11 protein-coding genes are annotated in these 12580 nt (G+C 68.4%); 7 read left to right on the top strand and 4 right to left on the bottom strand.

Annotation, left to right across the window (positions count from 1 at the left end; translation table 11 throughout):
• Nucleotides 1–48 precede the first annotated feature (48 nt).
• The 3 genes from E3T40_RS07460 to holA all read left to right on the top strand — a co-directional run bounded on the left by E3T40_RS07460 (nt 49) and on the right by holA (nt 4661).
• Nucleotides 49–768 (top strand): helix-hairpin-helix domain-containing protein, encoded by a 720-nt coding sequence (locus E3T40_RS07460; protein WP_104194773.1) that lies wholly within the window; start codon nt 49–51, stop codon nt 766–768.
• Between the two features lie 351 nt (nt 769–1119).
• The gene (locus tag E3T40_RS07455; RefSeq protein WP_134543042.1) at nt 1120–3576 is read left to right on the top strand and encodes a ComEC/Rec2 family competence protein; all 2457 of its coding nucleotides are present in this window, start codon (nt 1120–1122) and stop codon (nt 3574–3576) included.
• 41 nt (nt 3577–3617) lie between these two features.
• Nucleotides 3618–4661 (top strand): DNA polymerase III subunit delta, encoded by a 1044-nt coding sequence (gene holA, locus E3T40_RS07450; RefSeq protein WP_241981703.1) that lies wholly within the window; start codon nt 3618–3620, stop codon nt 4659–4661.
• A gap of 356 nt (nt 4662–5017) precedes the next feature.
• Here the strand turns inward: holA and rpsT are convergent, their stop codons facing one another.
• Nucleotides 5018–5281, bottom strand: coding sequence for a 30S ribosomal protein S20 (gene rpsT / locus E3T40_RS07445; protein ID WP_104100003.1), 264 nt, complete (start codon nt 5279–5281; stop codon nt 5018–5020).
• 118 nt (nt 5282–5399) lie between these two features.
• Nucleotides 5400–6146, bottom strand: coding sequence for an alpha/beta fold hydrolase (locus E3T40_RS07440; protein ID WP_134543040.1), 747 nt, complete (start codon nt 6144–6146; stop codon nt 5400–5402).
• A 582-nt stretch (nt 6147–6728) separates the two neighbouring features.
• Here E3T40_RS07440 and lepA point away from each other — a divergent pair.
• Genes lepA through hemW form a run of 3 tightly spaced genes read left to right on the top strand, consistent with a single transcriptional unit; the run spans nt 6729 to nt 10459 of the window.
• A complete protein-coding gene (gene lepA / locus E3T40_RS07435; protein WP_134543039.1) occupies nt 6729–8576 on the top strand; it encodes a translation elongation factor 4 in 1848 nt (615 codons plus the stop codon).
• Between the two features lie 4 nt (nt 8577–8580).
• The gene (locus E3T40_RS07430) at nt 8581–9228 is read left to right on the top strand and encodes a DUF1990 family protein (RefSeq protein ID WP_104169678.1); all 648 of its coding nucleotides are present in this window, start codon (nt 8581–8583) and stop codon (nt 9226–9228) included.
• Between the two features lie 4 nt (nt 9229–9232).
• Complete coding sequence (gene hemW / locus E3T40_RS07425; protein WP_134543038.1) at nt 9233–10459, top strand: radical SAM family heme chaperone HemW; 1227 nt, start codon at nt 9233–9235, stop codon at nt 10457–10459.
• A gap of 2 nt (nt 10460–10461) precedes the next feature.
• Here the strand turns inward: hemW and E3T40_RS07420 are convergent, their stop codons facing one another.
• Together E3T40_RS07420 and E3T40_RS07415 are read right to left on the bottom strand one after the other, a co-directional pair.
• On the bottom strand, nt 10462–10839 hold the full coding sequence (locus E3T40_RS07420) for a DUF4870 domain-containing protein (RefSeq protein WP_233194123.1): 378 nt from the start codon (nt 10837–10839) through the stop codon (nt 10462–10464).
• Nucleotides 10840–10875: 36 nt separating this feature from the next.
• The gene (locus E3T40_RS07415; RefSeq protein ID WP_104169704.1) at nt 10876–11322 is read right to left on the bottom strand and encodes a DUF4870 domain-containing protein; all 447 of its coding nucleotides are present in this window, start codon (nt 11320–11322) and stop codon (nt 10876–10878) included.
• A gap of 167 nt (nt 11323–11489) precedes the next feature.
• Between E3T40_RS07415 and hrcA the strand changes: the two genes are divergently transcribed.
• A complete protein-coding gene (gene hrcA / locus E3T40_RS07410) occupies nt 11490–12527 on the top strand; it encodes a heat-inducible transcriptional repressor HrcA (RefSeq protein WP_104169705.1) in 1038 nt (345 codons plus the stop codon).
• Nucleotides 12528–12580: the final 53 nt, after the last annotated feature.

Genomic DNA, 12580 nt, shown 5'->3' with positions numbered 1-12580 from the left:
TGCGGCCGTCCGCTGGGGGACCGGCACCCGTCGGCCTAGCCTGCCGGGATGGAGCCTGACCCGGTAATCAAGGCACTCGACCGCCTGGCCCCGAGCGCGCAGGGGCGCGCCCCGGCGCGCGTGCGCATCGGAGTGGGCGCAGCCGTCGTGCTGTTGATATTGGCGTTGGCCACCGCGGTAATCGTGTCCGCGCTCGGTCAGCAGGCCGGGCACCAGGTGGTGTCCCCGGCGCAGCCGACCGCGGGTTCGGGTTCCGGTGGAGCCGACAGCGGCCCGGCCCCGAGTTCCTCGGGGGCAGCCTCGGCATCCGGTGCCCTCATCTTCGTTCATGTGCTCGGCGCCGTGCGGCGTCCCGGACTCTTCGAACTCTCCACCGGCGCCCGGGTGATGGATGCCGTGGCCGCCGCCGGCGGGCTGACCGAGACCGCCGATCCGGCCGGCACCAATCTCGCTCGCAAGCTCAGCGACGGCGAGCAGCTCTACCTGCCCCAGCTCGGCGAAGTCCCCGCGGGACCGCCGCCGGGCAGCGGTGCATCCCTCGGCGGCGCATCCGACCCAGGTGGCGGCGGCCCGGCGGTCCTGGTCAACCTCAATACGGCCAGCCTGGCCCACCTCGACACCCTGCCGCGCATCGGCCCGGCCATGGCCCAGCGCATTCTGGATTTCCGCGACGCCAACGGGCCGTTCGCGGCCGTCGAGGACCTGCGCAATGTCACCGGTATCGGTGAGAAGACGTTCGAGGGGCTCAGAGCCCTGATCACCGTGTGAGAGTGGCCGTGAACGGAGGGTGCCTGAAGTCCTGACGCATCGATGCGGCGAGCGTATCCGGTGCTTGACGGAGGGTGCTCGGATCGAGCCGGTGACCGCACCTGGCCTGCACTCGATGGCGTGCACGGTCTTCTCCGACCCATGACGGCTAGGAACTGACCGACTGGCGGCAATGGGCGCTGTCGGCGGCCTGCTCGCGGGCTGAAGCGTGTCGTTTTTGACGAGCCGCTCCGTCGCCGCGGACCGGTGGCGAGGTCACCGGGCACGCCTCCACACCCCCGGTCCCGCGTCAACCGGGCACAGATTCCGGTAGCCACCGGGGGGAGCCGCGGGCGCACCTAGCCTCCCGGTATGGATTTTACGCGCGACATCGTAGCTCGCCGCCCGGATCACGGCATGACCGGGCTCGACCTGCGCCTGGTTTTCCCCGCGGCGACCGCCTGGCTGGCGGCCTGGTTGCTCATCGCCTTCCCCGGGTGGGCACCCGGCGCTCAGGCCGCGTTGTGGGCCACCGCCCTGGGCGTGGGTCTGGTTGTGGCGCGTCGGCTGGTCCGCGCCCGGGGGGCGCCGGCCTGGGGTGTCGGCCTGGTCTGTTGCGCTGCGGCCGCGCTGATGGCATCCGCGGTCACGGTCGCTGCGCCCGGGCGGCTGCCGGAAACCGTGCGGGAGAGCGCCGCCCGGCAGGAGTCAGTGACCGTGCTCCTCACGGTGGCGTCGATCCCGGTGCAGACCCAGTCGTTCGGTGCTCCCGCACTCTTCGGCCCGGCTGGCTCTGACTCCGGAGCGTCCGCCCGGGTGCGCTTCCGCGGCACCCTGACCGGGATCGAGCAGGGCGAGGTCGCCCGAAAGGGTGCTGGGCGGGGTCTGTCGGTTCCGGTGGTCGTGTTTGCGGAGACTGCGAGCGGACAGGCGACCGCGCTTCAGATCGGCAGTGGCGTGCGGCTGGACGCCACCCTCCGGCTCACGGCGGCCGGGGACGCGGCATCCGCCCTGGTGTTTGGGCGTGGTCCGCCCGAGCTCCTCGTGACACCGCCCTGGTGGCTCGGCTGGGCCGGGGAACTGCGCACCCTGTTCACGGCCGCCGCGGGCGATCTGCCCGGCGACGGCGGTGACCTGCTGCCCGGCCTGGCCATTGGTGACACGAGCTCGGTCGAGGCAGACCTCGACGCGGCCATGAAGACGAGTTCGCTCAGCCACCTCACGGCCGTGTCTGGAGCGAACTGCGCCGTGGTGATCGCGGGCGTCATGCTGCTGACCGGGTTTCTGGGACTGCGCCGCGGCATCCGGATCGCGATCTCGCTCCTCACCCTGCTCGGGTTCGTGGTGCTCGTGACGCCCGAACCCAGTGTGCTGCGTGCCGCTCTGATGGCGACGATCCTGCTGCTCGGGATTGCCTCCGGTCGGCCGGGCCGAGGTGTGCCGTTGCTCGCACTCGTCGTGATCCTATTGCTGGCGGCCGACCCATGGCTGGCCCGCAGTTACGGGTTCGCCCTGTCGGTTCTGGCCACGGCCGGCCTACTCGTGCTGGCCGGGCCGCTGACCCGAATGCTGCATCGGTGGCTGCCCACCTGGCTCGCCGCCGTGATCGCCATCCCGCTGGCCGCGCAGCTGGCCTGTCAGCCGGTGCTCGTGCTGCTCACTCCCACCCTCCCGCTCTACGGGGTGCCCGCGAATCTGCTGGCCGGTCCGGCAGCCCCGGCCGCCACCGTCATCGGTCTGATCGCGTGCCTGCTCTTGCCCTGGCTGCCCGGTGTCGCCGGGGGAGTGCTCTACCTGGCCTGGCTGCCGGCCGCCTGGATCGCGGCGATCGCCCGAACATCCGCAGAGCTGCCCGGCAGCCGCCTACCCTGGCTGGGCGGCCCGCTCGGTGTTCTCGTGACCGTTCTACTGACGGTGGCCGCGGTGGCGCTGGTGATGCGGGGCCGGGGGCAGGTTCGGGCGCGCTGGCCGATCGCGGCGATCGCGGTGCTGGTTCTCGCCGCCGGAAGCTACGCGGGCAGCCTGATCGGGGCAGGCGTCGGCCGGGCCGTGGCCTTCCCCGCGGACTGGCAGATCGCGGCCTGCGACATCGGGCAGGGTGATGCGGTCGTCGTGCGCGACCGCGACCGGTACGCGCTCGTCGACGTGGGGCCCGACCCGGCCCTGCTCGCCGACTGCCTCGACACGCTGGGGATCGACCGAATCGACATCCTCGTGCTGACCCACTACGACCTGGACCACATCGGCGGGGTCGCCGCCGTGATCGGCCGCGTCGACACGGCGCTGGTCGGCATCCCGGAGAACGCCGACGATGAGCGACTGCACGATGCCCTCGCCGCGGGCGGTGCCGAACTGCGGGGCGCCGCCCGCGGCGACACGGGCACCCTCGGGGAGCTGCGCTGGGAGATCCTCTGGCCGGTGCGGGGCTCAGCGGTGATGCAGACCGGAAACGAGGGGAGCGTGACGATCGGATTCGACGGTCGCGGCATCCGTTCCCTGTTCCTCGGGGATCTCGGCGAGGAATCCCAGGACGCGCTCCGGCGCAGCTCCAGCCCGGGCGAGGTGGATGTCGTCAAGGTCGCCCACCACGGGTCGGGAGATCAAAGCCCGGAGCTCTATGCCGATCTCCGGGCAACGGTGGGGCTGATCTCGGTAGGCAGGGAGAACGGCTACGGCCATCCCACCGACACGGTCCTGGACATTCTTGCGGCCGCGGGCACACTGGCCCTCCGCACCGACCAGCAGGGACTGCTGGTGATCGCTCCGGGGCCAGGTGGTGGTGCGCTGACGGTCTGGAGCGAGACCGTGGCGGACACCGACCCCGGATAGTCTTAATGGATTCCGCACAGCCTCAATCGAAGGAACCCCGAGTGGCCGCACGCACAGCTTCATCCGGCAGGACCGCGCCCCGCGCTGTGCCGAAGTCGGCCGCCATCCCGCAGCTGGCCTGGCACCAGGTGCGGCCGGCGCCGATCATCCTGGTCTCCGGAACCGAAGTGTTCCTGGCCGAACGCGCGATCCGCCAGCTGCGGGACTTCCTCAAACTCGAAGACCCCAGCCTGGAGATCAGCGACGTGCAGGCCGACAGCTATGCGCCCGGCGAACTGCTCACCATGGCCAGCCCGTCCCTCTTCGGCGAACCGCGGCTGATCCGCGTCAGCTCCGTCGAGAAGTGCAGCGACACGTTCCTCGCGGAGGCCCTGGACTACCTGCAGAACCCGGCCGAGGACACCTACGTCGTGCTCCGGCACGGCGGCGGCGTGCGCGGCAAGAAGCTGCTCGACACCATCCGTTCGGGCGTCGGCGGCGCCATCGAGGTCGTCTGCACCGAGCTGAAGAAAGACTCCGACCGGCACGACTTCGCCTCGGCGGAATTCAAGACGGCCGGCAAGCGGGTCACTTCCAGCGCGCTGCGGTCCCTGGTCGCAGCGTTCTCCGGCGATCTGGCCGAACTCTCCGCGGCCTGCCAGCAGCTCATCGCCGATGTCGGCACCGAAGTGACCGAGACGACCGTGGACCGCTACTACGGCGGTAGGGTCGAGGCCAACGCGTTCAAGGTAGCCGATGCCGCCATCGCCGGGCATCAGGGGGAGGCGCTCGTCATCCTGCGCCACGCCCTGTCCTCCGGCGCCGACCCGGTCCCGGTGGTGGCCGCGTTCGCCATGAAGATCCGCACCATGGCGAAGCTCTGCGGGGTGCGCGGCGGCTCGGCCCAGCTTGCCTCCCAGTTCGGCCTCGCCCCCTGGCAGGTCGAGCGGGCCCAACGCGACCTGCGCAGCTGGTCCGACGAGGGTCTCGCCCGCTGCGTCGTGGCGCTGGCCGAAACGGATGCCGCAGTGAAGGGTGCCGAGCGCGACCCCGTCTTCGCTCTCGAGCGGCTCATCGGTGTGATCGCCCGCCGCGGTGAGAGCTGACCAGACCCGGCTTTCGCGCGCCTCCTTACCCTCGACGGTGAGCTCCGCGCCAGGGAGGGGTCGCTCACCGTGGTGCGCGCCAGCTGATGCCCGAACTGAGAGGTGTGGGCCTGGGCGGACTCGGCGCGCACGACACGATCAGCTTGGCGAGCGGCAGATAGACGACGGCTGCCAGGACCGCCGTTAGGGCGATGTTGCGGCGCCTGACCGGGCCCGGCCGTGATGAATTTCAGGTGACCGGTCCCCGACGGTTCGAGCCTCTGCCCGGACACACGAAAGCCCCCACCGAGATGGCAGGGGCTGTTGTGTACGCCGGTCAAGGCCGGTGAACGATCCTGATCCCGGTCAGGCGCAGACTAGACGAGGGCGTTGACCGACTTGGCGATCGCGGACTTCTTGTTCGCGGCCTGGTTCTGGTGGATGACGCCCTTGCTGACGGCCTTGTCGAGCTTTTTCGAAGCAACGGCGAGGCTGGCAACAGCCTTGTCCTTGTCGCCCGAGGCGATCGCCAGGCGCGTCGCGCGGACAGCGCGCTTGAACTCGCTCTTGACCGACTTGTTGCGCTCCTGGGCCTTTTTGTTGGTGCCGATACGCTTGATCTGCGACTTGATGTTTGCCACGTTTATACGCTTTCGTTAGATTCTTTTTCGGATGGGCCGCTTGGCGGTAGAGGGCGCCGTACGACAATAATCGTGTGGGGTGGGACCCAACACGCAAGCCAACAGGCAACGATACCAGTTATTCGTTCAGGTCGACAATCGGCCCGGGCCGGTCGATCGCAACCTCCGTGAGGATGCCGCTCAGCACCGCGGCGAAGCGTTCCGGTTGGGCCAGGCTGACGAGGTGCGACGCCCGGGAGACGATCACGAGGCGCCCGTCCTGGCAGGCGGCGAGGAAGCGGCGCTCATGCAGCCGGAACTGATCCAGAGAACCGTTGACCAGCCACACCGGGCCGGGATAGCGAGCCAGGCTGTCCAGCGGGCGGAGGCTGCCGGTGGCGCCGAGCCCGGCATCCATCACCGTCAGCGGCACACCGCCGGCGAGCGTGTCGGCGGCCCCTCCCGATGGAAGGAGCACGCGCACGAGTGTGGTGTGGAGCCACAGTCCCTGGTCTGGCAGTCGGCGGATCAGCCGGGCCAGGCCCCGGTAGGCGTCCAGCAGCCAGCCGGCCGGAAGCGCGCAGCTTCCCGCGGCGACCAGCCCGGCCACCTTCTGCGGGTGGCGCGCGGCGTACTCGATGGCGTAGTAGCCGCCGAGGGAGAGGCCGACCAGCAGCACCCGGCCGCCCAGAGCAGCGACGCCCTCGTCGATGGCGGCCAGGGCGCCCGCCACGGTGAACGTTTCGTCCATGCGGGCGCCGTGCCCCGGCAGATCGATCGCGAGTGCCGGATGCCCGGCCTCGCCCAGTATGGACAGCTGTCGTCGCCACATGGTGCCCGACGTGCGGATCCCGTGCACGAAAAGAACCGGGACGGCGGGTGTCATTCATTCCTCCTGGTGAGCAGCCGCACTAGAGGGTGACGGCGATACCGATGATAGACACCAGGGAGTAGCCGCACCAGATCAGCAGTGACAGCACCCGGTTCGCGGCAATCACTTCTGGCTCTTCCGTGGGTGAGCGCTCGGCCGGGCGCTGCGTCTGTGGCCAACTCAGGACATCCGTCGCACGGGTGGCCGGGCCACCGCGGACCAGTGCGGAACCGGTGCGGATGTCCGGCCTCGCCCGGTCGGATCTCCTGAGTTGGCCACACTACCCGCCGAAGAGCCACGGCACACCGCCGCCTCTCCAGCAGCGCCTCTGCGGGTCGGGCATCCACTACGCGCCCCGCCCCCGAGCCCGAACGAATTCGACGGAGATTTTGGCCGAAACGCTCCCCAACTGGTCGAAAAAGCTCGCTTTCGGGAGAATCTCCGTCGAATTGGTTCACGGCAGTGGTTCACGGCAGTGGTTCACGGCAGTGGTTCGCTGCGAGCCGCCGGGCGCGGCCGTTCCCGCGCGCAAGCCTGGAACGATGCGCGGCAACGGCGAAACCGGGACCCAGCCACCTATGGGAGAATTGCCAGACCATGTCACCGAGACCCCTCACGGCGCTTGAACCGGCCGCCACCCTGCCCGAGTTCATCCGCAATTTCTGCATCATCGCCCACATCGACCACGGCAAGTCCACGTTGGCCGACCGGATGCTGCAGATCACCGGCGTCGTCGACGACCGTTCGATGCGCGCCCAATATCTTGACCGGATGGACATCGAGCGCGAGCGCGGCATCACCATCAAAAGCCAGGCCGTGCGTATGCCGTGGGAACTCGACGGGCAGACCTACGCCCTGAACATGATCGACACCCCCGGCCACGTGGACTTCACCTACGAGGTGTCTCGCAGCCTGGCCGCGTGCGAGGGAGCAATCCTCCTCGTCGACGCCGCCCAGGGGATCGAGGCGCAGACCCTCGCCAACCTCTACCTGGCGCTGGAGAACGACCTCACCATCATCCCGGTGCTGAACAAGATCGACCTGCCGGCTGCCGACCCCGACAAGTACGCGAAGGAGCTCGCCAGCCTGATCGGTGGCAGTCCCGACGACGTGCTCCGGGTCTCCGGCAAGACCGGCGTCGGCGTCGCCGAACTCCTCGACCGCGCCACCCGCCTCATCCCGGCCCCGGTCGGCGACCCGGCCGCCCCGGCCCGCGCGATGATCTTCGACTCGGTCTACGACAGCTACCGTGGCGTCGTCACCTATGTGCGCATGATCGACGGCAAGCTGGGCCCGCGCGAGAAGATCCAGATGATGTCGACCCGTGCCACGCACGAGATCCTCGAGATCGGCGTCACCTCGCCTGAGCCCACCACCAGCAAGGGCCTCGGCGTCGGCGAGGTCGGCTACCTGATCACGGGCGTGAAGGATGTGCGCCAGTCGAAGGTCGGCGACACGGTGACCACCGCGCTCCGCCCCGCCACCGTCGCCCTGCCGGGCTACACCGAGCCGAAGCCCATGGTCTTCTCGGGCCTCTACCCGATCGACGGCAGCGACTACCCGGCCCTCCGCGAGGCCCTCGACAAGCTCAAGCTCTCCGACGCGTCCCTCGTGTACGAGCCCGAGACATCCGTCGCCCTCGGTTTCGGTTTCCGCTGTGGTTTCCTCGGGCTGCTGCACCTGGAAATCATCACCGAGCGGCTCGACCGGGAGTTCGGCCTCGACCTGATCACCACGGCGCCCAGCGTGATCTACGAGGTCACCACCGACGACAAGAAGTCCGTCACGGTCACCAACCCGAGCGAGTTCCCGAACGGGAAGATCGCCAAGGTCGAGGAGCCGATCGTGAAGGCGGCCATCCTCGCACCCAAGGACTACGTCGGCGTGATCATGGAACTCTGCCAGAGCCGCCGCGGCACCCTGCTCGGCATGGACTACCTCGGCGAGGACCGGGTCGAGATCCGCTACACGATGCCGCTCGGTGAGATCGTGTTCGACTTCTTCGACAATCTCAAGAGCCGCACCGCCGGCTACGGCTCGCTCGACTACGAACCCATCGGCTCTCAGGAGGCCGACCTGGTCAAGGTCGACATCCTGCTGCAGGGCGAACAGGTCGACGCGTTCAGCGCGATTGTGCACCGCGACAAGGCCTACGACTACGGCGTGCTGATGACGGGAAGGCTGCGCAAGCTCATCCCGCGCCAGCAGTTCGACGTGCCCATCCAGGCCGCGATCGGCGCCCGCATCATCGCCCGCGAGTCAATCAGTGCCATCCGCAAGGATGTTCTCGCCAAGTGCTACGGCGGTGACATCTCCCGCAAGCGCAAGCTGCTGGAGAAGCAGAAGGAGGGCAAGAAGCGCATGAAGATGGTCGGCCGGGTCGAGGTTCCCCAGGAGGCGTTCATCGCCGCCCTGTCCGGTGACGAGCCCCCGAAGAAGAAGTAGACGGATGCGCCGCGCCACCTTCACCGATACCGCCGTCACCTACGCGTCCATCGGCGGCACCCTCGCCCCGGACCTGCTCCGGTTCCCACCCAAGGGCTACCGGCCCCTCGAGCGCACCGTGCGCCTCGGCAGCGGTGAGGAGCGCTTCCAGCTGGCCTCGAAGTCGCTGATGACCTGGGGCGTGCAGCGGGGGAGCGGAATGACCGTCACCGACCTGCTGGACGGCACCGGCCAGCAGTACACGGGACTCGTCTTCGACGCCGACGGCCAGGCCGCCCGCGACCAGAAGCCCGAGCCGGACGAGGCCGTCTTCGCCGAGGACGGCACGCCCTACATCGTCAACGGCATGTCCGCGCACCTCACGACCAAGTTAGGCCCCTTCACCATCGACGCCCCCGTGCGCGTGGTCTACGTGATCGACGAACCCGACCGCCTCGGCTTCGCGTACGGCACCATGGCCGGGCACCCGGCCAGCGGCGAGGAATCGTTCATCGTCGACAGACGCGAGGACGACTCGGTCTGGCTGACCATCCGCGCCTTCTCCCGCCCCGGCACCTGGTTCTACCGGCTGGGCTGGCCGTTCGTGCGGCGGCAACAGGCCAAAATCACCGCACGGTACCTACGCGCGCTGCATCCGATCGGCGCGGTCTAACCGCATGGGCAGTGCCCTTCCCCTCGGCGACCCCGCACCCAGCGACGGACTGCTGCCGGCCTCGGCCGCCGTGGGAGCTGCCCAGCGCGATTTCGGCGTCTACCTGCACGTGCCGTTCTGCCGGGTCCGCTGCGGCTACTGCGACTTCAACACCTATACCGCCACCGAGTTGCGCGGCGCAAGCCAGCATGACTATGCCGGCCAGGCGATCACCGAGGTCCAGTCGGCCGGCCGGATCCTGACTCAGTCGGGCGTGCCCGCCCGCCAGGCGGCGACCGTCTTCTTCGGCGGCGGCACCCCCACCCTGCTCCCGGCCGACGACCTGGTGCGGATGCTGGAGGCCGTGCGCTCCACCTGGGGGATCGCACCCGGCGCCGAGGTGACCACCGAGGCGAACCCCGACTCCGTCGACGCCGCCTACCTCGGCCGCCTCGCCGAGTCCGGCTTCACCCGGGTATCCTTCGGCATGCAGTCCGCGGTACCGAGCGTGCTGGCCACCCTCGAGCGCACCCACGACCCCGAGCGGGTGCCGCTTAAGGTGCAGTGGGCGCGCGAGGCCGGCCTCGACGTGTCCCTCGACCTGATCTACGGCACACCGGGGGAGACCCTCGTCGATTGGCGCACCAGCCTCGAGCACGCCATCCGGCAGGCTCCCACCCACGTCAGCGCCTACTCGCTTATCGTCGAGGAGGGCACCAAGCTGGCCCGCCAGATCAAGCGCGGCGAACTGGCCCCTGTCGATGACGACGTTCAGGCCGAGTTCTATGAGCTGGCCGACGACCTACTGTCCTCGGCAGGCTACGGCTGGTATGAGGTCAGCAACTGGGCGACGGATGACGCGCACCGCTCGCGCCACAACCTCGCCTACTGGCGCAGCCAGGACTGGTGGGGTGTGGGGCCCGGAGCCCACAGCCACATCGGTGGGGTGCGCTGGTGGAACGTCAAGCATCCGTCGGCCTACGGCGATCGGATTCGCGCCGGCGACTCACCGGCCGCCGGGCGGGAGACCCTCGATGCGGCCACTCAGGAGGTGGAGCGGGTGCTCTTGCTCACCCGAATCCGCGAGGGTATCCCCATCGACTCGCTCAGCCCGCTCAGGCGCCACGAGGTGGCGGGACTCATCGCCGACGAACTCATCGACGCGAAAGCAGCCCTCTTCGGCTCGATCGAACTGACCCTCAGAGGACGCCTCCTGGCGGATGCCGTCGTGCGCCGCCTGCTTGCCGACTGAACTCAGTTCACGAACTTGATCGACAGCGGATACGTGTAGTACTCGCCCCGGTTTGCGGCCAAAGCGGCCAAGATGCCGAACACGACCATCAGAACGGAGGCAGCCAGGAGAACGAGGTAGCCGACGAGGATGATCGTCAGGACGCCGCCGACCGCGTAGGCGATCAGGAGCGTGAGCTGGAAGTTCAGTGCGGTCGCGGTGTGCGCCCGGATGAACGGGCCGCGGTCCTTGAGCACGATGTAGCCGATCAGGGCCGGCACGAAATAGAACAGAATGCCGCCGACGTGCACGAGGGTGGCCCACAGTTTTTCGTCGGCCGGGTTCATCGGGGTGGGAGCCTGGTTCGGGTTGGCGGGCGGCGGTGGGGTGGAATTGGTCATTGGTGCTCCTTCTGAAGAAAAACCGAGTGCGCCGGGCTACTTGATCAGGCGCAGGGCGAACGGGTACCGGTAGTGGTTGCCGTCCTTCGCCTGGAGGTAGCCGAGCACCGAGAAGACAACACCGAGGATGTACAGCACCCAGGCGAGACCGCCGATGACGCCGCCGATGCCGAATGTGAGGAAGCCGATGACCGTCGCAAAAAAGTTGATCGCGAAGTAGCCGATCAGAAGCGTGATCTGAAAGTTGAGCGCTTCCTTCGCCTCGACGCTGGTCAGAGGTCCGCGGTCCTTGAAGAGCAGCCACAGCACCAGGGACGGCACGAACATGAGGATCCCGCCCAGATGTGCGAGGGACGCCCATTGGCGGTCATCCGCCTCCGTCAGGGGTGCCGACGGTCCCGGGGCGGCAGGCTGGTAGGGCGGTTGCGGCGGCCGTTGGCCCTGGTACGGATCATCGGGTCCGGGACCAGTGAAATTACTCATGATCATGCCTTTCAGTGCACCGGGGAAGAGGTGCTACATGCCTAAGTTACTGCGCCCCAACATTGGGGAGCAATGGGTAAGCCCAGCCGGTCGCGGTATGATTGGCAGTCACATACCGCGAGTGCCAATCGATGCTGCACTCGCGACGCTGGGAGGAGGCGAGCGCCATGGTGTCCGATCGCAGTCTCGAAGTCCTGCGTGTGATCGTTCAGGACTATGTAGCCTCCCGCGAACCCGTCGGTTCCAAATCTATCGTCGACCGGCATTCCTTCGGGGTCTCGGCGGCCACGATCCGCAACGACATGGCCCTGCTCGAAGAGGAAGAGTTGATCGCGGCTCCGCACACCTCGTCGGGCCGCATCCCCACCGATAAGGGCTACCGTCTGTTCGTCGACCACCTCGCCGATCTGCGCCCGCTCTCGGCGGCGCAGCGCCAAGCCATCGAGACGTTCCTCGGTCAGTCGGCCGACCTCGACGAGGTGCTGGCCCGCAGCGTGCGGCTGCTCTCGCAGCTCACCCATCAGGTCGCCCTGGTGCAGTATCCGTCGCTGTCCCGCGCGAAGGTGCGCCACATCGAACTGGTGCCCCTGTCCGAGACTCGCCTCCTGTCGGTTCTGATCACGGATGCCGGACGGGTCGAGCAACGCGTCGTCGACCTGCCCCGGCCTCTGGCTGAACCCGTTCTGATCGAACTGCGCACCCGGTTGAATTCTGCCCTGGTCGGGCTCGGCATGAGCGAGGCCGCCAGCACCCTTACCGGCAGCTCTCTCACCGCCGGCTCCGGCCTCGGCCCGATTGAGCAGCAGGAGGCGGTGGATCTGATCACCGGCACCCTGCGGGACCAGGTCGGCGCGAACAGGCAGGACCGGCTCGTGATGGCCGGCGCCGCCAACCTCGTGCGCACCGAGGAAGACTTCACCGGCAGCATTTTCCCGGTGCTCGAGGCCATCGAGGAACAGGTCGTGCTTCTGCGGCTGTTCGGCGAGATGGCCTCTGACCAGCACGGCGTGTCCGTCAGTATCGGCCGGGAGAATGCTTCGTTCGGTCTGGCCGAGACATCCGTGCTCACCAGCGGCTACTCCTCGCAGGGCGGCAACCTGGCGCGCCTCGGCGTGCTCGGCCCCACTCGGATGGATTACTCGAACAACATGGCGGCCGTCCGTGCGGTCGCCCGCTACCTTTCACGCCTTCTCGGCGAGAATTGACCAGTTCCCCTCGGCCCAGAAGCCGGCGGAACACCACATTTCAGAACAGACCT

The sequence above is a fragment of the Cryobacterium sp. TMT1-19 genome (genome assembly GCF_004403055.1).
GTDB classification, from domain to species: Bacteria; Actinomycetota; Actinomycetes; order Actinomycetales; family Microbacteriaceae; genus Cryobacterium; species Cryobacterium sandaracinum.
Note: the sequence above shows the minus strand (reverse complement) of the source record. Positions and strands in the feature narration are given on the sequence as shown.